Below are 19,896 nucleotides of genomic sequence, written 5' to 3' on the forward strand. Positions count from 1 at the left end.
TTTTGCGTTGGAACATGTTTCAACCACCACGTTGATCATCACCCTGGTCATCATGGTGCTGGTCTCGGCCTATTTCTCCGGTTCAGAGACCGGCATGATGACGCTCAACCGCTACAAACTGCGCCATCAGGCGAAAAACGGTCAACGTAGCGCCCGTCGCGTCGAAAAACTGCTGCGCCGTCCGGATCGCCTGATTAGCCTGGTGCTGATTGGTAACAACCTGGTCAACATCCTGGCATCAGCCTTAGGTACCATTGTCGGCATGCGTTTATACGGCGACGCCGGTGTGGCGATTGCCACCGGTGTGCTGACCTTCGTGGTGTTGGTGTTTGCCGAGGTACTGCCGAAAACTATCGCGGCGCTCTACCCGGAGAAGGTCGCTTATCCCAGCAGTTTCCTGCTGACGCCGCTGCAATACGTGATGCTGCCGCTGGTCTGGCTGCTGAATACCATTACCCGCATTTTGATGCGTATGGTCGGCATCAAAACCGATGGTTCAATTAACTCCGCATTGAGCAAAGAGGAGTTACGCACCATTGTGTATGAATCGCGTAGCCTGATGTCACGCCGTAACCAGGATATGCTGCTGTCAGTGCTGGACCTGGAAAAGGTCGGCGTTGAAGACATCATGGTGCCGCGTAACGAGATCGTCGGCATCAACGTCAATGACGACTGGAAATCCGTGGTGCGTCAGCTTAGCCACTCTCCGCATGGCCGCATTGTCTTGTTTCGCGACTCGCTGGACGACTGTGTCGGCATGCTGCGTGTGCGTGAAGCCTGGCGCATGATGACCGAGAAAAAAGAGTTCAACAAAGAGACGCTGCTGCGCGCTGCCGATGAAATCTACTACGTGCCGGAAGGAACGCCACTGAACGTTCAGTTGGTGAAATTTCAACGTAATAAGAAGAAGGTCGGACTGGTCGTTGATGAATACGGCGATATCAAAGGTTTGGTAACCATCGAAGATATTCTTGAAGAAATCGTCGGTGACTTCACCACGTCAATGTCACCAACGCTGGCGGAAGAAGTGATGCCGCAGACTGACGGCTCAGTGCTGATTGAAGGCGGCGCTAACGTGCGTGAAATTAACAAAGCGTTCAACTGGTCGCTGCCGGAAGAGGAAGCCCGCACCATTAATGGCATGCTGCTGGAAGTGCTGGAAGAGATTCCACAGGTCAATACCCAGGTTCAGGTCGGCAAGTACGATATCGATATTCTCGATGTACAGGACAACATGGTGAAGCAGGTACGCATTACACCGCACACGCCACTGAAATCATCGATTGGTTCCTGACATAAAAATGCCGCGATAAACGCGGCATTTTTCTTTCTGCAGCAACAGCAACTAGATGTGCAGTTCGTGCAGTTTTTCTGCCGGCAGTTTCAGATCGTCGTTGTAGTTAACGCCAATCTCGTGTGCCAGCACATTGCGAGCAATCTGTTGCGCTTCGTCCAGTGAGTGCAGCTTGTAGCTACCACACTGATACTCGTTCAATTCCGGGATCTGGTTCTGCTCTTTCACTTTCAGAACGTCTTCCATCGCCCCTTTCCACGCTTTTGCCACACGTTGCTCGTCCGGCGCACCAATCAGGCTCATGTAAAAACCGGTACGGCAACCCATCGGCGAGATATCGACGATTTCAACGCCTTCACCATTCAGGTGGTTACGCATAAATCCGGCGAAAAGATGCTCCAGCGTATGAATACCGCGCTCGGTCAGAATTTCTTTGTTCGGTCGGCAGAAGCGCAGGTCAAAAACGGTGATGGTATCGCCATGAGGAGTTTTCATGGTTTTTGCTACACGCACTGCGGGCGCGCCCATGATGGTGTGATCTACAGTAAAACTATCCAGCAGTGGCATATTGTCACCTCCTGTTTTGAGAATTTTTTTAAAACGATGAAACTTTTCTGTTCGCCCAACGTCTGAATATATGAAAGACGCGCATTTGTTATCATCATCCCTGACAACAGAGATGTTAATTCGGCCACAGTGATGTGGCCTTTTCTTTTTACCCTTCCCGGCTGGCGAGATAGCTGGCGAAATCCAGCGTATCACTCTGTTCCAGCTTCTCTTGCGCGAGCACTGAATCCTGTGCCTGACGCGTAAAATCATCCTCGCTCAGCACCTCAAGCGGCTCCTCACACAGCAGATGACGATACTGTTCAGCCAGTGCCACACCGGTTCCGGTTAAACCATTTTCCTTCATGGCATGAAGGATGCGCGCCGAATAGGTTAGCTCAGGATCGTCAAACGATGCCACCAGTTGATCGCAAACCTGTTGATATTGCGTGCTGCCTTCATTGCTGTCGAGCACTTCCGCCACGCGATGCAGGTCCGCAAACAATGCCTTACCGACTTCAACCAGCGTATGCTGGGGTTCACTGCACCCCACGGCAATCATCTGACCTGGCTTACGGCCTTCGAGCACCACACGATTCCAGTTTTTGCGACTACACAGCAACTCATCCGCACTCATTTCTGGCGCATCTGCCAGCGTACACCAAATCAGGAACAAGTCGAGGAAACGCACCTGGTTCGCATCCACGCCGATTGCAGAGAACGGATTGATGTCCAGCGAGCGAACTTCAATGTATTCAATACCGCCGCGTTGCAGCGCATCTGAAGGCGCTTCACCGCTACGCGTCACGCGCTTCGGACGAATCGGCGCATATAATTCGTTCTCGATTTGCAGCACATTGGTGTTCAGCTGCAACCAGTTGCCGTCAGCATCTTTGGTGCCAATCGCCGCATAGTCCTCAGAAGGCGTCTTGATGGCGGCTTTCAACGCGGCAACATACCCTTCCAGCGAGTTAAAGGTAATGCCCAACCCACTTTGCGATTTATTGGTATAACCGAGGTCGCTCAGACGCAGCGAGGTGGCATACGGCAGCCATAGTGTCCCCTGGTCGTTCGTTTCAAACGGCAGGTTACTGTCCCGGCCTTGCAGGAAGCTGGAGCAAATCGCGGGCGATGCGCCAAACAGATACGGAATCACCCAGCCGAAACGGTAGTAGTTACGAATAAGACGCAGATAACCGGCGGAGATGGTTTCTTTACCGCTTTCCGCATCTTTGACATCCGCCCACTCACGCCAAAATGACAACGGTAGCGAGAAGTTGTAATGGATACCTGAAATGGTCTGCATCAACGCGCCATAGCGGTTTTTCAGGCCCTGGCGATACAGCGTCTTCATTTTGCCGATATTGGAGCTGCCGTACTGCGCCAGCTCGATTTTATCCGCATCTTCAATGATACAGGGCATGCTAAACGGCCACATGCGCTCCTGACCCAATTCACGTGCCACATGGCGGTGAATGTCGCGCAGGAAACTGAGCATGTGATCGATGTTCTGATCAACAGGCGTGATGAACTCCAACAGCGTTTCGGCAAAATCGGTGGTAATCCAATCGTGCTTCAGCGCAGAACCCAGGGACTCTGGGTGCCCGGTGGTTGCCAGGTGGCCATCCGGCTCGACACGCAACGTTTCGCGTTCAATGCCACGGCCGATACCCTTTAACGCGTCGGGATGCGCTTCCAGCCAGGAAAGCGCTTTTGATACGTCCGGGATCACATTAACCTCCCGCTGTGCGAATAATTTATTTTTGTTCAGCATAATGTTAACCGTAGCCTCGAATCTGTGCGAATCAATGCCACCATTGCAAACCTTGCAAAGTGACCGTCGCGATAACGATGTAACGCAGTGTTTTACCGATGGCGAGAAACAACAACGCCGGAAGCCAGCCAACGCGCAACCAGCCTGCGAAGACGCAGAGCAGATCGCCCACCACGGGTAGCCAGCTAAACAGCAGGGCTGCAGGTCCGAATCGGTGTAACCACGTCATTGCTGTGTTATGCCATCGCCCCTGCCCTTTTGGTGGCATCAGGCGACCAAGAAAAATGTTCGTCAGACCGCCCAGCGTGTTTCCCACTGATGCAGCCAATAGCAACCCATAGACCGAGCCTTTTTGGGCGATCAACAGGGCAACCAGCATCGCTTCTGAGCTCCCCGGAAGGAGAGTGGCACTCAGAAAGCTACTGCCAAATAACGAGCCATAAGTCAGAAAGTCATTCACAGTAAACGGACATCAACCACATCCATACCTGCCGCTTTGGCTGCCTGCACGCCAAAATCAGCATCTTCAAATACCACACAACGCGCGGGTGCGACGCCCATCAGCTCGGCGCAACGCAAAAAGGTATCCGGTTGCGGTTTATGGCGCTGAACATCATCGGCGCCGACGACTGCGGTAAAAAGATGATATACGCCCAACTGCTTCAACAGCGCTTCCGCCAGGCTATGTTCGCTGCCGGTCCCGACGGCCATTGGGCGACGGCCATGATATGCCTTCACCACCTCCATCAATGGCAACGGACGAACACCTTCCAGCAGCATCGCTTTGAAGACCTGAGTCTTTTCCGCCGCCAACTGATGCGGATCATGCGAGGCGTTGTTTTGCTCGATGATAAATTGCGCCAACTGCCAAGTAGGCGCACCGTTGAAGCCCACCATTTTTTCGTCGTCAATGGCGAAACCATAGCGGCTGAGCACCTGATGCCAGGCTTTTCGATGTGTCGGCTCAGAATCGAGAATCGTGCCGTCCATATCGAAAATCAAGGCGTCATATTGGTCGTACATTGTCACTCCGGACGTCCTGCAAAGGTGCCCTTACTTTAACGTAATGCGTTCAGGTTGTCGCCAGGTGTGCTTAACAGCAAATGCTTTGAAAGCATTAGCAATTTTGGATTTAAGAAAAAGGTGAGAAAACGGTGCCGCGCATAAATGACGGTTAATTCAGTGTTTTGGGGGGAACGGGCAGATGACAAAGATTGCGAGGGTAAGGCGATGGTGCATCCAGGAGGATTCGAACCTCCGACCGCTCGGTTCGTAGCCGAGTACTCTATCCAGCTGAGCTATGGATGCATTGAGAGTTTTTCTTGCGACGGACTCACTAAATCTGGTGATGAGACAAAGAATGGTGCATCCAGGAGGATTCGAACCTCCGACCGCTCGGTTCGTAGCCGAGTACTCTATCCAGCTGAGCTATGGATGCATTGAGAGATTTTCTTACGATGGACTAACTGAAATCAACCTGGGAATGATACGAAGAATGGTGCATCCAGGAGGATTCGAACCTCCGACCGCTCGGTTCGTAGCCGAGTACTCTATCCAGCTGAGCTATGGATGCATTTCTGAAAATTCTTGTACAACGCAGGGTGCTAACAACTCACCACGAAAGGAACTGCTCGTTCACTCTTTACGACATCTTTTTCGATGGTGCATCCAGGAGGATTCGAACCTCCGACCGCTCGGTTCGTAGCCGAGTACTCTATCCAGCTGAGCTATGGATGCATCGAAAAATGGCGGTGAGGCGGGGATTCGAACCCCGGATGCAGCTTTTGACCGCATACTCCCTTAGCAGGGGAGCGCCTTCAGCCTCTCGGCCACCTCACCTTACGCGTTCTTACGAACTGTGCTGCTGAACTTGTTTCTGCTCATCGGCACTGCGTGGCGCACATATTACTTTCCCGCACTTATAAGTCAAACAATTTTTCCCACTACAGGTTCGTTTGCACAAATGACAGACAATCCGCGCAATTTGCCGACAAAAAGAGTGATTAATCAACAGTAAAAGGGCGACACAGATAACAAAATGAGAAAGAAGAAAATGAGCGGGAAAGCAGAAAAGCAGGGGAAAAGCGGTAGCGCCTCGCCGCAAAGCGAGGCGCTGAATCCGTTAGTAACTCGTAGGCTGAGCTTTTTCTGCCTGGATGCGCTGATAGATCTCTTCGCGATGCACTGAAACCTCTTTAGGTGCATTGACGCCAATACGGACCTGGTTACCTTTAACTCCCAGCACCGTTACAGTCACCTCATCGCCAATCATGAGGGTTTCACCAACTCGACGAGTTAGAATAAGCATTCTTTGCTCCTTGAAAGATTAAAAGAGTCGGGCCTGTTCGGGTTCCCGGCCATATCCATCATATACTGCCGAACAATGTCTATGACAAATACACCATTGTGGTTTGCCACGCCAATACATTCTGCTGATAGTTAGTTTAGCCGAAATACACTGCCTCAACCTGACTTTGTCATTACCTGGTGCACATCGCGTTAAAAAGCGCCGGAACATCTGTTCCTGGCGCTCTCCACGATGCTTAGTTTTATTTCGTTACAGTCGATTGCTAACCCAGTCCTGCACACCTGCAAGCGCACCGGCCAGCGCCTGCGGATTAGTACCACCCGCCTGTGCCATATCCGGACGACCACCGCCTTTGCCACCGACCTGTGCAGCCAGCTCACCGACCAGTTCACCCGCCTTCACGCGGTCGGTCAAGTCTTTGGTTACCCCGGCAATCAGTGACACTTTACCTTCCGCGACCGTTGCCAGCACGATAATGGCGGAACCGAGCTGATTTTTCAGATCGTCCATCATGGTACGCAGCATCTTCGGTTCGACGTTGCTCAGCTCACTCACCAGCAGCTTAGTACCTTTTACATCAATGGCTTTGCTACTCAGCGAGGCACTCTCTTGCGCCGCCTGCTGGTCACGCAATTGTTGCAGCTCTTTTTCCAGCGCACGCACGTGATCCACCAGACCACGCACTTTTTCATTCAGGTTGCTGCTGTTGGCTTTCACCAACTGCGCGATGTCGTGCAACTGATGACTCTGCGCATTAACCTGTGCCAGCGCACCTTCACCGGTAACGGCTTCAATACGACGCACGCCTGCCGCAGTGCCTGACTCAGACTGAATGCGGAACAGGCCAATATCACCGGTACGGGCCGCGTGAGTACCGCCACACAGCTCGGTTGAGAAATCACCCATGCTCAGCACGCGCACGCGCTGATCATATTTCTCGCCAAACAGCGCCATTGCGCCCTTCGCTTTGGCCGCTTCCAGGTCCATGATGTTGGTTTCAACCGCCAGATTACGACGAATCTGGGCGTTGACGATATCTTCAACCTGACGGATTTCCTGCGGTTTCATCGCTTCGAAATGCGAGAAGTCGAAACGCAAGTACTTGTCGTTTACCAGCGAACCTTTCTGCGCCACATGGTCACCGAGTACCTGACGCAACGCGGCATGCAGCAGGTGCGTCGCGGAGTGGTTCAGGCGAATACGTGCGCGACGTTCTTCATCAACCTGAGCGTTCAGGCGGTCACCGACACGCAGTTGTCCCTGGGTAAGCTTACCGATATGACCAATCGCCTGACCATACTTCTGTGTATCCTGGACGCTAAATTCAGCATTATTCCCAGCCAGAACACCGGTATCCCCTACCTGCCCACCAGACTCACCGTAGAACGGGGTTTCATCCAGCACCACCACGGCGTCCTGACCTGCACTGACGTGGTCAACCTGTTGGCCATCAACAAACAGCGCCTGCACAGTGGAAGCCAATGCCAGCTGGTCATAGCCTTTAAACGCAGAGGCAGAGTCAATACGGATCACATTGTTGTAATCGGCACCAAAGCCGCTGGCTTCACGTGCACGCTGACGCTGCTGCTCCATCGCCACTTCGAAGCCTGCTTCGTCGATCTTCAGATCACGCTCACGGCAAACATCGGCTGTCAGATCGACAGGGAAGCCGAAAGTGTCATACAGACGGAAGACGGTTTCCCCATCAAGGGTATCGCCCTGCAATTTCGCCAATTCTTCATCCAGCAATGCCAGACCACGCTCCAGCGTTTTCGCGAACTGCTCTTCTTCCGCTTTCAGCACGTTTTCTACCTGTGCCTGCTGACGTTGCAGATCTTCACCCGCTGAACCCATCACTTCAATCAGCGGTGCAACCAGTTTGTAGAAGAAGGCATCTTTCGCACCGAGCATATTGCCGTGGCGTACCGCGCGACGAATGATGCGACGCAGAACATAGCCACGGTTTTCATTCGAAGGAATCACACCATCCGCAATCAGGAAGGCGCAGGAACGGATATGGTCGGCAATAACGCGCAGCGATTTATTGCTGAGGTCGGTCGCACCGGTCACGTCTGCCACTGACTTAATCAGTTTGGCAAACAGATCGATTTCGTAGTTGGAGTTCACGTGCTGCAACACCGCCGCAATACGCTCCAGCCCCATACCGGTATCCACGGAAGGTTTTGGCAGCGGTTGCATGGTACCGTCAGCCTGACGGTTAAACTGCATGAACACGATGTTCCAGATTTCAATATAACGATCGCCGTCTTCTTCCGGGCTGCCCGGCGGGCCACCCCAGATATGATCGCCATGGTCGAAGAAAATTTCGCTGCACGGACCGCAAGGACCGGTATCACCCATCTGCCAGAAGTTGTCAGAGGCGTAAGCGCTGCCTTTGTTATCACCGATGCGAATAATACGTTCGCGCGGAATACCAATGTCATTCGCCCAGATGTCATAGGCTTCATCGTCCGTTTCATAGACGGTGACCCAGAGACGATCTTTCGGCAGCTTAAACCACTGCTCACCCGTCAGCAGTTCCCAGGCGTAAGCAATCGCGTCTTTTTTGAAATAGTCGCCAAAGCTGAAGTTGCCCAACATTTCAAAGAAGGTGTGATGGCGTGCGGTGTAGCCCACGTTTTCGAGGTCGTTGTGCTTACCACCGGCACGCACACAACGCTGCGCCGTGGTCGCACGCGAGTAATCGCGCTTATCCTGACCGAGGAAAACGTCTTTAAACTGGTTCATCCCGGCATTGGTAAACAGCAGCGTCGGGTCGTTGTTCGGTACGAGGGAGCTGCTGGCTACAACCTGATGTCCCTTGCTATGAAAAAAGTCGAGAAACGCTTGACGGATCTCAGCAGTGCTCTTGCTCATAAATTTCCTGGAATCACGCTAACGAACGTTCCCTTTCGTCTGGCAAGCCGCATGCGCCCGACCCACCGCTGACTGAGGAACAAAAAGTGGGAATAAGATAAATTTTCTTCAGTGGGAAGTAAAATCCCATCGCCTTTCAGTCATCAAAATTTCTGAAAATGGCTTGAATATCTTCCATCAGAAAGCCTTTTGTCATCAAAAAACGCTGCACCTTGCTCTTCCCTGCCCAATCTTGTGGCAGCGGATCGCCAAACTTGCGCGTTGCCAGTCCAGCGGCACAGGCCACCCAATTGACCTCGGTATCAAACAGCGCCTGGTCAATATCATCACGCGCAATGCCCTTTTGTTGCAGCTCCATGCGGATACGTTGCGGGCCATAGCCTTTGCGACTGCGGCTGAGGATAAAGCGTTCCGTGAAACGTTGATCGTTTAACCAACCGTTTTGTTGGCACCAATCGGCCACCTGCTCCAGCAGTTCATCCGGGATCGGCTCGACCGCTTCCTGCTTCATCCAGGCTGCGCGCTGATTGGAAAGTTGTAGTTTCCCTTTCAGCTCTGCACGGCTGTGGTCGCGCTGTGACAGGATGCGCATCGCACGATCCAGTAAACGGGAAAAAGTTGGCGCGGGTGTCGGTGATGATGACATATGATCTACCTTGTTCAGACAGTGGCGCAGGGTAAAGCAAGAATTCACAGAGGGAAAGTGCTGGCGGGGAAAAACAAAACGGGAGCAGTGTGCTCCCGTTGTGGTATCAGAAATCTTCGTTGGTTTCGCTGGCTTCTTCGTAATCTTCCGCGGAAACATCCGCAGCACCCGCCGTCGCGGTGGCACCGGTCAGCAGCATGTCACGCAACTTCTGATCGATTTCGTTGGCAATCGCCGGATTCTCTTTCAGGAAGTTGGTCGCATTCGCTTTACCCTGACCAATCTTGTCGCCGTTATAGCTATACCAGGCACCCGCTTTTTCAACCAGCTTGTGCTTCACACCGAGGTCGACCAGTTCGCCGAAGGTATTGATGCCTTCACCGTACATAATCTGGAACTCAGCCTGTTTGAACGGCGCTGCAACTTTGTTCTTCACCACTTTCACACGCGTTTCGCTACCGACGACCTCGTCACCTTCTTTAATGGCGCCGATACGACGGATATCAAGACGTACAGAAGCGTAGAATTTCAGTGCGTTACCACCGGTCGTGGTTTCCGGGTTACCAAACATCACACCAATCTTCATACGGATCTGGTTGATGAAAATCAGCAGCGTGTTGGACTGTTTCAGGTTACCCGCCAGCTTACGCATCGCCTGGCTCATCATACGTGCAGCCAGACCCATGTGGGAGTCGCCAATTTCGCCTTCAATTTCAGCTTTCGGCGTCAGAGCCGCGACGGAGTCAACAATGATGACGTCGACAGCACCAGAGCGCGCCAGCGCATCACAGATTTCCAGCGCCTGCTCACCGGTATCCGGCTGTGAACACAGCAGGTTATCGATATCCACACCCAGTTTTTTCGCGTAAACCGGGTCCAGCGCGTGCTCGGCGTCGATAAAGGCACAGGTTTTGCCTTTGCGCTGTGCTGCGGCAATCACCTGCAGGGTCAGCGTGGTTTTACCTGAAGATTCCGGGCCATAAATCTCAACGATACGCCCCATCGGCAGGCCACCCGCACCTAACGCGATATCCAGTGACAGTGAACCGGTGGAGATGGTTTCAACGTCCATCGAGCGGTCTTCACCCAGGCGCATGATGGAGCCTTTACCAAATTGTTTCTCAATCTGGCCCAGCGCGGCAGCTAAAGCCTTCTGTTTGTTTTCGTCAATCGCCATTTCCACTCCTAATCATGCCGGGTAAGCGGGCATCTCTGTATGCCAGCTCGCGTTCTGTTGCCGGTAATTATACTGTACAGTCATACAGTATCAAGTTTAATTTGTCAGAAATTCATCATGCAGCGTTTGTAACGCCCAGGCGACGGATTGACGACGCACAGCATCACGGTCGCCATCAAAGCGCTGACACTGTGCTATTACGCGTCCTTCCGGCCCGGCAAAGCCAAACCAGACGGTACCAACCGGCTTCTCCGGCGTTCCGCCATCCGGCCCGGCAATGCCGCTGACGGCAATGGCATACTGCGCCGCCGCTTCTTTACACGCCCCCACAGCCATCTCGCGCACGGTCTGTTCGCTCACCGCACCAAACTGCGCCAGCGTGCTGGTCTGCACACCGACCATCTGCTGTTTGGCCTCATTGCTGTAAGTGACGAAACTGCGTTCAAACCAGGCTGAACTGCCGCTGATATCGGTAAACACTTTTGCAATCCAGCCACCCGTACAGGATTCGGCCGCAGTAATGGTTGCCTTGCGTATTTTCAGCTGCTCGCCAATACGACGACTCAACTGTTGTAACTGTTCATCGTTCATCGCCTTCTCCTTGTCTGGCGCTCACGTTAACAGGAAATGGTGCGGCGGAGGACGCTTTTCAACCCCAATATTGCGTTTTGCGCGCGGGGTTCCAGCAGCGTTAGCGGGTTTTCATCGCCACCATAAAAAGACGCGGGAAAGCCAGCAAAACCTTGCCGTTGCTGCGGGTCGGATAAGCAGGAATTAACGCCTGATGATACTCCGCTAAAAAGGCGTGTTGCTGGCTATCATCCAGGCCGGCGAGGAAAGGACGCAATCCTGTAGCGCGTAGCCAGGTAATAATGGCCTGAGCATCAGACATCACGTGGTAATAGGTGGTACGCCAGATATCTACCTCACAGCCCGCGTCACTCAGCAAATCATAATACTGCTCGGTGGTCAGTAAGCGTTTACGATCGGCAGCCTGGGGCGAAATATGTGCTCGCCAACGTTCGCCGGCGGCGACGTCACGCATCAGACGATGGGAAGGTTCTTCAAGATTATCGGGCATCTGAATCGCCAGGGAGCCGCCGATATCAAGTTGGCTAACCAGATGCGGCAACAACGCCTGATGATCGCCCAGCCATTGCAGTGATGCATTGGCGTAAATCACCTGCTGCGGCTGTTCTGCCTGCCAGTAACGAATATCAGCCTGCGCAAAACGGCAACCCGGCAGACGCTCACGCGCCTGTACCAGCATCGCCTCTGAACTGTCGATGCCGGTGACGAGCGCGTCCGGCCAGGCCTGCACCAGTAATTCCGTACTGTTGCCCGGTCCGCAGCCTAAATCCGTGGCATAGCGTACATCCGGGGTGGCGATCCGCGTCAGTAACTCGCGTGCCGGGCGCGTCCTTTCTGATTCAAACTGCCGATACAGCTGTGGATTCCAGTCTTGCATTTGAACACTCCTGTTTTACCCGAAGAGCAAAACACTACCCGCTTTTGCCACTTTCGGGGGAGGAAAAGTGCGTTACTTCACCTTTTTAACCTTCAGGCACTGGTCAGTCATCACGAAGGATATTAAGTTAAAACGACGTTTCATTTTTAACGACAAGGAGTTCGCTATGGCAACACAACCCGCACTGGCTGGCGTCTGGTGTCCGTCAGTAACCCCTTTTGATAACCAGGATAAGGTGGATATTGACGCCCTTGGTCGCCATTTCTCCCGGCTCAACACGTCAGGAATTGATACAATTTTGTTAATGGGAAGTATTGGCGAATTTGCCTCGCTGACCCAACAAGAACGACTGCACTTACTACGCGAAGCACGCCAGCTCTCACCTTTGACGATGGTCGCTAACGTGTCCAGCACCTGCGTCGCGGATATGCTGCAACTGGCTGAAGCCGCATGGCAACATGGTTTCGATGCCGTAATGGTGCTGCCACCTTATTACTACGGGCAAACCCGGCAGCAGCTTCTGCGTTATTTCAAAGCGCTGGACTCGCAATTAGGCGGCAAGTGGTTTGCCTATAATTTCCCGGCGCGCACCGGCTGCGATTTAACGCCGTCCCTGATCGCTGAACTGGCGGCCGAACTGCCCAATTTTATCGGGATTAAAGACACGACCGATTGCCTGTCACACAATCGTGCGCTAATTGAGGAAACAAAAAAAGTTCGCAGCGATTTTGCGGTGTTGTCAGGATATGACGAGTATCTGCTGCCCAATTTGCTGGCAGGCGGTGCGGGGGCGATCTCTGGCTTGAATAATATTGTGCCTGAGCTGTTTGCCCAGGCGATGCAGGCATGGCGGGCGGGCGATTTGCGCCAGTTGACCACCATTCAGCAACGTATCGGTCAGCTCATGGCGATCTATACCATTGGTGATGATTTTGTCACGACCATCAAAACCGCCGTTGCCCGCCGTTTTGCATCCATGACGACCCGCTCACGCAACTATGGCGGTGAATTAAGCACCACACAGTGTGCTGAAATTGAACGGCTACTGGGATGACAGCAACACGGACGGCGCAACGCCGTCCGATCATCAGTTCTTTTTCACAAATTCCGATTTGAGCTTCATCGGCCCAAAGCCATCGATTTTACAATCGATATTGTGATCACCTTCGACCAGACGAATGCTTTTAACTTTCGTGCCGATTTTCAGGGTTGAGGAGCTACCTTTGACTTTCAGATCTTTGATAACGGTAACGCTATCGCCATCCACCAGCAGATTGCCATTCGCATCACGTACCACAAGGCCATCGCCTGCCGCATCATCAGCCGCCAGCGACCAGATATGCCCGCAAGATGGGCAGTTCAGCTTTTCGCCATCCTGCCAGGTATAGTCAGCATGGCATTCAGGACAGGCCGGTAAGGTATTCATAAGCGCTCCTCAGAGAAAAGGTCGCGGCAAAGATGGCGCCGCAAAAGGGGCGTCATCTTATCTCCTTACTAACTGTAAGGACAGCATTAAAATATCGCGCCCTGCCGCGCTTTGCTGACAGCCTCACCCAACTGCCACACCGCCATGGCATAATGCGTGCTGTGATTGTAGCGGGTTATCACGTAGAAATTGGGTAGCCCGTACCAGTATTGGTAACTCGTGCCGAGATCAAGGCGCAGCAAACTGGCCTGTTGGTTACCGTCAAGTGATCCCTGTGGCGTCAACCCACTCGCCGCCAGCGTGCTGACCGGATAGAGGGTTTTAAAGCCATTTTCCAGCGCCGGTGCCTGACCACTGGCCGGTACGGCAACCGTCTCACCGGCACGCCAGCCATGTGCTTTGAAGTAATTGGCGACGCTGCCGATGGCATCAACCGGGTCCCACAGATTGATGTGCCCATCACCGTTGAAATCGACCGCATATTGTTTATACGAAGAAGGCATAAACTGACCATAGCCCATCGCCCCGGCAAAGGAGCCACGCAGATCCAGCGGGTCATCCTGTTCCGTGCGCGCCATCAGCAGGAAGGTTTCCAGCTCACTGCTAAAGTAGGCGGCACGCCGTGGGTAGCTAAAGGAGAGGGTTGCCAGTGCATCGAGTAAACGGGTTTTACCCATCACCCGACCCCAGCGCGTTTCGACGCCAATGATGCCCACAATGATTTCCGGTGGCACACCATACACTTGCTGGGCACGTTGCAGCGCATCCTGGTATTGATTCCAGAAAGCAACGCCGTTTTGCACGTTATCCGGGGTGATGAATTTATTACGATAACGAATCCAGGCACCGTTAGGACCGGTGGGGGGCGTGTAACTCGGTGCCTGTTGATCCATCAGACGCAGCACATAATCCAGTCGTTTCGCCTGACCAAGCACCGCATGCAATTGTTGGCGGTCGAAGCCATGCTTAGCCACCATCTCGTCAATAAACTTTTCAGCGGCGGGATTACCGGCAAAGTCACCAAACATCGTCGGGTTAGCATGGGAGGCATCGAGTAAAAAGCCCCCCTGCGGAGCAGAAGCAACAGCGGGCTGCTGGGCGGTGTGGGGCTTGCTGCTACAGGCAGCAAGCAGAGCAATAAGCGGGAGAAGAGCAACCTTAAAACGCATCGGATATCCATAAACCAGATGAAACTAAAGCACACATATTAATCGTTCAGATACCCGACTTACAGGGCAATATCTTAAATTTTCGTCAGTTATCTCTGCCATCGTGCTGACAGACAAAATTTGCGACCCATCTCCACACTTTACCATTTTCCCGTTTTTTTATTTTTTCCTGACACAGCAATTTGTTATGGTCGGCAACCGAAAAGCCAGCGGGCGGATGAAGGAGAGAGCGTAAAAATGGTAACATCCCCTCTTTCGTTATTGCCCAGTGTGATAACGACATCTTCCCCTGCGGCGACAACGTGTCGCAGGTCATCAAAAAGTAAATACAAAGTGAGAAAGAGATGAAAGGAGCAGAGCAAATGGACTTCAGCGCCCATACGCCCATGATGCAGCAATACCTGCGTCTGAAGGCCGATCATCCTGACATTCTGCTGTTCTATCGCATGGGCGATTTTTACGAGCTGTTTTATGATGACGCCAAACGCGCCTCGCAGCTGCTGGAAATCTCTCTCACCAAACGTGGTGCGTCAGCAGGCGAACCCATTCCGATGGCGGGCGTCCCTTATCACGCGGTTGAAGGTTATCTGGCGAAACTGGTCCAGTTAGGGGAATCGGTCGCGATTTGCGAGCAAATTGGCGACCCGGCGCTGAGTAAAGGACCGGTCGAGCGTAAAGTCGTGCGCATTGTCACCCCTGGCACCATCAGCGATGAAGCGTTGCTACAGGAGCGGCAGGACAACCTGCTGGCCGCCATTTTTCAAAGCCAGCGTGGCTTTGGCTATGCCACGCTGGATATCAGCTCAGGACGTTTTCGCCTGAGCGAGCCGGGTGATCAGGAAACCATGGCTGCCGAGTTGCAGCGTACTAACCCGGCCGAATTACTCTATCCCGAAGATTTGCAGGCGATGGCGCTAATCGACCAACGGCGCGGCCTGCGTCGTCGCCCGCTTTGGGAATATGAAATCGATACCGCGCGTCAGCAGTTAAATCTGCAATTTGGCACGCGTGACCTCAACGGTTTTGGCGTTGAACAGGCGCATCTGGCGCTGCGCGCGGCGGGTTGTCTGCTGCAATATGTCAAAGACACCCAACGCACCTCGCTGCCCCATATCCGCTCACTCAGTATGGAGCGCCAGCAGGATAGCGTGATCATGGATGCCGCTACGCGTCGCAATCTGGAAATCACGCAAAACCTCGCCGGTGGCACCGACAATACCCTGGCCGCCGTACTGGATAAAACCGTCACGCCAATGGGCAGCCGCATGCTGAAACGCTGGTTGCATATGCCGTTGCGTGATGTTGACACCATCGCCCGCCGTCAGGAAGCCATTGCGGAATTACAGGCGCACAGCGAAGAACTGCAACCGGTTTTACGCCAGATCGGCGACCTGGAGCGTATCCTCGCCCGTCTGGCATTACGTACCGCCCGCCCGCGTGACCTGGCGCGTATGCGTCACGCCTTCCAGCAACTGCCGGAACTGAATGCGTTGCTGCAAGCGGTAAATGCGCCGCAGCTCACGCAGTTACGTAGCCAGATGGGTGAATTCAGCGAACTGCGCGAATTGCTGGAGAATGCCATCATCGAATCACCACCGGTTTTAGTGCGTGATGGCGGCGTGATTGCGCCGGGTTATAACGCTGAACTGGATGAGTGGCGCGCCCTGGCCGACGGTGCCAGCGATTATCTCGACCGTCTGGAAATTCGTGAGCGGGAAAAGCTCGGGCTGGATACGCTCAAAGTTGGCTTTAACGCGATTCATGGTTACTACATTCAGGTCAGCCGTGGTCAAAGCCATCTGGTGCCCATCCACTATGTACGCCGCCAGACCCTTAAGAATGCCGAACGCTATATTATTCCTGAGCTGAAAGAGTACGAAGACAAGGTGCTGACCTCAAAAGGGAAAGCGCTGGCGCTGGAAAAAGGCCTGTACGATGAATTGTTTGACCGTCTGCTGCCACATCTGGAAGCGCTGCAATTAAGCGCGGCGGCACTGGCCGAACTCGATGTGCTGAGTAACCTGGCGGAACGCGCCTGGACCCTCAACTATTGCCGCCCGGTGCTACAGGAAAAAGCCGGGATCCGCATCACGGGCGGACGTCATCCGGTAGTCGAACAGGTTTTAAAAGAGCCGTTTATCGCCAACCCGCTGTCACTCTCGACCCAGCGACGCATGCTGATTATCACCGGTCCCAATATGGGCGGTAAAAGTACCTATATGCGTCAGGCGGCACTGATTGCGCTGATGGCATGGATCGGCAGCTTCGTTCCGGCGGAAGAGACGGTGATTGGCCCGATCGATCGCATCTTTACTCGCGTGGGTGCGGCTGATGATTTGGCTTCCGGGCGCTCCACTTTTATGGTGGAGATGACCGAAACGGCCAATATCCTGCATAACGCTACCGAACATAGCCTGGTGTTAATGGATGAAATCGGTCGCGGCACCTCAACCTATGATGGTCTGTCGCTGGCCTGGGCTTGTGCCGAGAGCCTGGCCAACCGGATTAAAGCAATGACGCTATTCGCCACCCACTATTTCGAGCTGACAACGCTACCGGAAAAAATGGAAGGCGTGGTCAACGTGCACCTGGATGCCGTGGAGCACGGTGACACCATCGCATTTATGCATAGCGTGCAGGACGGTGCGGCCAGCAAAAGCTACGGTTTGGCCGTCGCCGCGCTCGCAGGTGTACCGAAAGAGGTGATTAAGCGCGCTCGTCACAAGCTGAAGGAGTTGGAAACGTTGTCGGGCAGCACTGCCGCCTCAACGGTCGAAGGTTCACAGCTCCCGTTATTGGTCGCGGAAACGTCTCCGGCGGTGGAAGCACTGGAAGCACTCGATCCCGATACGCTGACGCCACGCCAGGCGCTGGAGTGGATCTATCGTTTGAAAACGCTGGTGTAGCCTCATCCTGAATCGCAGGCATAAAAAAACGGTGACCAGACGGTCACCGTTTTTATATAGCGATTACGGTTTATTCACGAAACAGCGCTTCAATATTCAGGCCCTGTGTCTGCAGGATTTCACGCAGACGACGCAGCCCTTCCACTTGAATCTGACGAACACGCTCACGGGTCAAACCGATTTCGCGGCCCACATCTTCAAGCGTTGCCGCTTCATAGCCCAACAGGCCGAAACGACGCGCCAGCACTTCACGCTGCTTGGCATTCAGTTCAAACAACCACTTAACGATGCTTTGCTTCATATCATCGTCCTGCGTGGTGTCTTCCGGGCCGTTATCTTTTTCATCAGCCAGGATATCCAGCAGCGCTTTTTCGGAATCACCACCTAACGGTGTGTCAACCGAGGTAATACGCTCGTTGAGACGTAGCATACGGCTTACATCATCAACCGGCTTGTCCAACTGCTCGGCAATCTCTTCGGCACTCGGCTCATGATCGAGCTTGTGCGAGAGTTCGCGCGCAGTACGCAGATAGACATTTAACTCTTTAACAATGTGGATAGGCAGACGAATGGTACGGGTTTGGTTCATGATTGCCCGTTCAATGGTCTGACGAATCCACCAGGTGGCGTAAGTTGAGAAGCGGAACCCACGTTCCGGGTCAAACTTCTCTACAGCACGAATCAGGCCAAGATTACCCTCTTCAATCAGATCCAGCAGCGCCAGACCACGATTGCTGTAACGACGGGCAATCTTCACCACCAGACGTAAGTTACTTTCAATCATGCGGCGACGAGAAGGAATGTCGCCTCGTAATGCGCGGCGGGCAAAGAACACCTCTTCTTCCGCCGTTAACAATGGAGAATAACCAATTTCTCCGAGGTAGAGCTGCGTCGCATCCAAAACGCGTTGCGTCGCACCCTGTGACAACAACTCTTCTTCCGCTACATCGTTATCACCAGGTTCGTTCTCAACGAGAGCCTTCTCATCAAAAACCTCAGCTCCGTTCTCCTCGAATTCCGCATCTTCGTGTAACTCGTTAACTTTCAGCGTATTCTGGCTCATAAGCGGCTCCTACCCGTGATCCAAGGGCAGAACACCTGGGTTCTGCCGGATTATCGTTGCGGTAAGTAACGCAACGGATTTACGGATTTCCCCTTGTAACGAATTTCAAAATGCAATCTTACTGAACTGGTTCCGGTGCTACCCATCGTAGCTATTTTTTGCCCAGCTTTAACTTCCTGTTGTTCCCGGACCAGCATTGTGTCGTTATGGGCGTAGGCACTCAGGTAGTCATCATTGTGTTTGATGATGATTAAATTACCGTACCCACGGAGCGCGTTACCTGCGTAAACCACCCTACCGGAAGCAGTAGCGACAACAGGTTGTCCACGTGAACCCGCGATATCGATCCCTTTGTTTCCACCTTCCGCAGCGGAGAAGTTATCGATAATTTTCCCATCGGTCGGCCAACGCCAGCTTCCCACCGGTGTTGTGCTATCGGTCGTGCTGCTGACCGTGGGCGGTACGGTAACCGGAGCTGTGGTCGTTGCCACATTATTTGCCCCTTTCGACGGCAACAATTTGCTGCCTGAAGAATTACCCGAATCATCAGAATACGTAATAACAGGTTGCTGTGCAACCGGGGCAGATTTAATTTGCGAAGAACCCGGTGTGGCAGGTACGCCACCCTGAGTGGCATCCGCTACAGTGATAGCGTTACCACCGGTTATGGACTGCCCTGCTCCGTTACCCACTTGCAGTGTTTGCCCGGCGTTCAGGCTATACGGAGCGGGGATGTTGTTGCGTTGCGCCAGGTCGCGATAGTCGTTGCCAGTAATCCACGCAATATAGAACAGGGTGTCGCCACGTTTAACGGTGTAGGTCTCACCGCCATAGCTCCCTTTCGGAATATTCCCATAGTTGCGATTGTACACAATGCGACCATTTTCCGTGGTCACATTATTATTACCACTAATCATTCCGCCAGATGGCGGTGCCGAAGGTACGCCACCGCTTAACATTCCACCATGCGGCATCGTCGGTACGCCACCACCAGAGGAATCACTCATGCCCCCGTTGCCACCAATCTGGCTGATGGGTGCTTGTGTGTTATCGCTGGAGCTACAGCCTGCCAGCCAAAATCCGACCAGTGTCAGAGCCGCCAAACGGCGTAATTGAAATGTTGTGCTTCCCGTGCTCATTGATCCCCCGTGATGGCAATCCTGGATATAACTGTGTCTGCGTGAACCGCATTTTACACTGCATAATGCAGACGAAACGGCCTTTAGCATTGATTAACAAGGA

Annotated in this window: 17 protein-coding genes and 5 tRNA genes; 3 read left to right on the top strand and 19 right to left on the bottom strand. The window is 53.3% G+C overall.

The window, feature by feature from the left end; genetic code table 11:
• Positions 1–7: 7 nt before the first annotated feature.
• Entirely contained in the window at positions 8–1,294 is a 1,287-nt protein-coding gene (locus PAT9B_RS15415; protein ID WP_013510207.1) for an HlyC/CorC family transporter, read from the top strand.
• A gap of 51 nt (positions 1,295–1,345) precedes the next feature.
• Here PAT9B_RS15415 and luxS read toward each other — a convergent pair whose 3' ends face one another.
• From luxS to tam, 15 genes are all read right to left on the bottom strand, one after another.
• Positions 1,346–1,861 (bottom strand): S-ribosylhomocysteine lyase, encoded by a 516-nt coding sequence (gene luxS / locus PAT9B_RS15420; RefSeq protein ID WP_013510208.1) that lies wholly within the window; start codon positions 1,859–1,861, stop codon positions 1,346–1,348.
• Positions 1,862–2,009: 148 nt separating this feature from the next.
• On the bottom strand, positions 2,010–3,614 hold the full coding sequence (gshA, locus tag PAT9B_RS15425) for a glutamate--cysteine ligase (protein ID WP_013510209.1): 1,605 nt from the start codon (positions 3,612–3,614) through the stop codon (positions 2,010–2,012).
• A gap of 31 nt (positions 3,615–3,645) precedes the next feature.
• The gene (locus PAT9B_RS15430) at positions 3,646–4,074 is read right to left on the bottom strand and encodes a YqaA family protein (protein ID WP_013510210.1); all 429 of its coding nucleotides are present in this window, start codon (positions 4,072–4,074) and stop codon (positions 3,646–3,648) included.
• The gene (gene yqaB, locus PAT9B_RS15435; protein WP_013510211.1) at positions 4,071–4,637 is read right to left on the bottom strand and encodes a fructose-1-phosphate/6-phosphogluconate phosphatase; all 567 of its coding nucleotides are present in this window, start codon (positions 4,635–4,637) and stop codon (positions 4,071–4,073) included. Before yqaB ends, PAT9B_RS15430 begins: the two co-directional genes overlap by 4 nt.
• Before the next feature lie 208 nt (positions 4,638–4,845).
• A tRNA-Arg gene (locus tag PAT9B_RS15440) sits at positions 4,846–4,922 on the bottom strand.
• A 53-nt stretch (positions 4,923–4,975) separates the two neighbouring features.
• Positions 4,976–5,052, bottom strand: a tRNA-Arg gene (locus PAT9B_RS15445).
• 58 nt (positions 5,053–5,110) lie between these two features.
• Positions 5,111–5,187, bottom strand: a tRNA-Arg gene (locus tag PAT9B_RS15450).
• A gap of 87 nt (positions 5,188–5,274) precedes the next feature.
• Positions 5,275–5,351, bottom strand: a tRNA-Arg gene (locus PAT9B_RS15455).
• Between the two features lie 9 nt (positions 5,352–5,360).
• Positions 5,361–5,453, bottom strand: a tRNA-Ser gene (locus tag PAT9B_RS15460).
• A 283-nt stretch (positions 5,454–5,736) separates the two neighbouring features.
• Entirely contained in the window at positions 5,737–5,922 is a 186-nt protein-coding gene (gene csrA / locus PAT9B_RS15465; RefSeq protein WP_013510212.1) for a carbon storage regulator CsrA, read from the bottom strand.
• A gap of 249 nt (positions 5,923–6,171) precedes the next feature.
• The gene (gene alaS, locus PAT9B_RS15470) at positions 6,172–8,799 is read right to left on the bottom strand and encodes an alanine--tRNA ligase (RefSeq protein WP_013510213.1); all 2,628 of its coding nucleotides are present in this window, start codon (positions 8,797–8,799) and stop codon (positions 6,172–6,174) included.
• 136 nt (positions 8,800–8,935) lie between these two features.
• Positions 8,936–9,445: a regulatory protein RecX gene (locus PAT9B_RS15475; RefSeq protein WP_013510214.1), complete on the bottom strand. Its 510-nt coding sequence runs from the start codon at positions 9,443–9,445 to the stop codon at positions 8,936–8,938.
• A 106-nt stretch (positions 9,446–9,551) separates the two neighbouring features.
• Complete coding sequence (gene recA / locus PAT9B_RS15480) at positions 9,552–10,622, bottom strand: recombinase RecA (RefSeq protein ID WP_013510215.1); 1,071 nt, start codon at positions 10,620–10,622, stop codon at positions 9,552–9,554.
• Positions 10,623–10,718: 96 nt separating this feature from the next.
• The gene (gene pncC, locus PAT9B_RS15485; protein WP_013510216.1) at positions 10,719–11,213 is read right to left on the bottom strand and encodes a nicotinamide-nucleotide amidase; all 495 of its coding nucleotides are present in this window, start codon (positions 11,211–11,213) and stop codon (positions 10,719–10,721) included.
• Positions 11,214–11,313: 100 nt separating this feature from the next.
• On the bottom strand, positions 11,314–12,090 hold the full coding sequence (gene tam / locus PAT9B_RS15490) for a trans-aconitate 2-methyltransferase (RefSeq protein ID WP_013510217.1): 777 nt from the start codon (positions 12,088–12,090) through the stop codon (positions 11,314–11,316).
• 166 nt (positions 12,091–12,256) lie between these two features.
• Between tam and PAT9B_RS15495 the strand changes: the two genes are divergently transcribed.
• Positions 12,257–13,144 carry a dihydrodipicolinate synthase family protein gene (locus PAT9B_RS15495; RefSeq protein ID WP_013510218.1) on the top strand — a complete coding sequence of 296 codons (888 nt, stop codon included), beginning with the start codon at positions 12,257–12,259 and terminating at the stop codon, positions 13,142–13,144.
• A gap of 33 nt (positions 13,145–13,177) precedes the next feature.
• Here the strand turns inward: PAT9B_RS15495 and PAT9B_RS15500 are convergent, their stop codons facing one another.
• The gene (locus PAT9B_RS15500) at positions 13,178–13,516 is read right to left on the bottom strand and encodes a zinc ribbon domain-containing protein YjdM (RefSeq protein ID WP_013510219.1); all 339 of its coding nucleotides are present in this window, start codon (positions 13,514–13,516) and stop codon (positions 13,178–13,180) included.
• Positions 13,517–13,602: 86 nt separating this feature from the next.
• Positions 13,603–14,685, bottom strand: coding sequence for a lytic murein transglycosylase B (mltB, locus tag PAT9B_RS15505; RefSeq protein ID WP_013510220.1), 1,083 nt, complete (start codon positions 14,683–14,685; stop codon positions 13,603–13,605).
• Between the two features lie 362 nt (positions 14,686–15,047).
• Here mltB and mutS point away from each other — a divergent pair, with 362 nt between their 5' ends.
• Positions 15,048–17,591 (top strand): DNA mismatch repair protein MutS, encoded by a 2,544-nt coding sequence (gene mutS / locus PAT9B_RS15510; protein WP_013510221.1) that lies wholly within the window; start codon positions 15,048–15,050, stop codon positions 17,589–17,591.
• A gap of 70 nt (positions 17,592–17,661) precedes the next feature.
• Here the strand turns inward: mutS and rpoS are convergent, their stop codons facing one another.
• Together rpoS and nlpD are read right to left on the bottom strand one after the other, a co-directional pair.
• Entirely contained in the window at positions 17,662–18,654 is a 993-nt protein-coding gene (gene rpoS / locus PAT9B_RS15515) for an RNA polymerase sigma factor RpoS (protein ID WP_013510222.1), read from the bottom strand.
• A gap of 50 nt (positions 18,655–18,704) precedes the next feature.
• Complete coding sequence (nlpD, locus tag PAT9B_RS15520; RefSeq protein WP_013510223.1) at positions 18,705–19,793, bottom strand: murein hydrolase activator NlpD; 1,089 nt, start codon at positions 19,791–19,793, stop codon at positions 18,705–18,707.
• Positions 19,794–19,896: the final 103 nt, after the last annotated feature.

It is taken from the genome of Pantoea sp. At-9b (assembly GCF_000175935.2).
In the GTDB taxonomy this organism is placed as follows: domain Bacteria; phylum Pseudomonadota; class Gammaproteobacteria; order Enterobacterales; family Enterobacteriaceae; genus Pantoea.

What these genes read in the sequence shown, in the direction of transcription:
- luxS (WP_013510208.1), bottom strand. Translation starts at nt 1,861, where the DNA reads ATGCCACTGCTGGATAGTTTTACTGTAGATCACACCATCATGGGCGCG.
- gshA (WP_013510209.1), bottom strand. Translation starts at nt 3,614, where the DNA reads ATGCTGAACAAAAATAAATTATTCGCACAGCGGGAGGTTAATGTGATC.
- yqaB (WP_013510211.1), bottom strand. Translation starts at nt 4,637, where the DNA reads ATGTACGACCAATATGACGCCTTGATTTTCGATATGGACGGCACGATT.
- csrA (WP_013510212.1), bottom strand. Translation starts at nt 5,922, where the DNA reads ATGCTTATTCTAACTCGTCGAGTTGGTGAAACCCTCATGATTGGCGAT.
- alaS (WP_013510213.1), bottom strand. Translation starts at nt 8,799, where the DNA reads ATGAGCAAGAGCACTGCTGAGATCCGTCAAGCGTTTCTCGACTTTTTT.
- PAT9B_RS15475 (WP_013510214.1), bottom strand. Translation starts at nt 9,445, where the DNA reads ATGTCATCATCACCGACACCCGCGCCAACTTTTTCCCGTTTACTGGAT.
- recA (WP_013510215.1), bottom strand. Translation starts at nt 10,622, where the DNA reads ATGGCGATTGACGAAAACAAACAGAAGGCTTTAGCTGCCGCGCTGGGC.
- pncC (WP_013510216.1), bottom strand. Translation starts at nt 11,213, where the DNA reads ATGAACGATGAACAGTTACAACAGTTGAGTCGTCGTATTGGCGAGCAG.
- tam (WP_013510217.1), bottom strand. Translation starts at nt 12,090, where the DNA reads ATGCAAGACTGGAATCCACAGCTGTATCGGCAGTTTGAATCAGAAAGG.
- PAT9B_RS15495 (WP_013510218.1), top strand. Translation starts at nt 12,257, where the DNA reads ATGGCAACACAACCCGCACTGGCTGGCGTCTGGTGTCCGTCAGTAACC.
- PAT9B_RS15500 (WP_013510219.1), bottom strand. Translation starts at nt 13,516, where the DNA reads ATGAATACCTTACCGGCCTGTCCTGAATGCCATGCTGACTATACCTGG.
- mltB (WP_013510220.1), bottom strand. Translation starts at nt 14,685, where the DNA reads ATGCGTTTTAAGGTTGCTCTTCTCCCGCTTATTGCTCTGCTTGCTGCC.
- mutS (WP_013510221.1), top strand. Translation starts at nt 15,048, where the DNA reads ATGGACTTCAGCGCCCATACGCCCATGATGCAGCAATACCTGCGTCTG.
- rpoS (WP_013510222.1), bottom strand. Translation starts at nt 18,654, where the DNA reads ATGAGCCAGAATACGCTGAAAGTTAACGAGTTACACGAAGATGCGGAA.
- nlpD (WP_013510223.1), bottom strand. Translation starts at nt 19,793, where the DNA reads ATGAGCACGGGAAGCACAACATTTCAATTACGCCGTTTGGCGGCTCTG.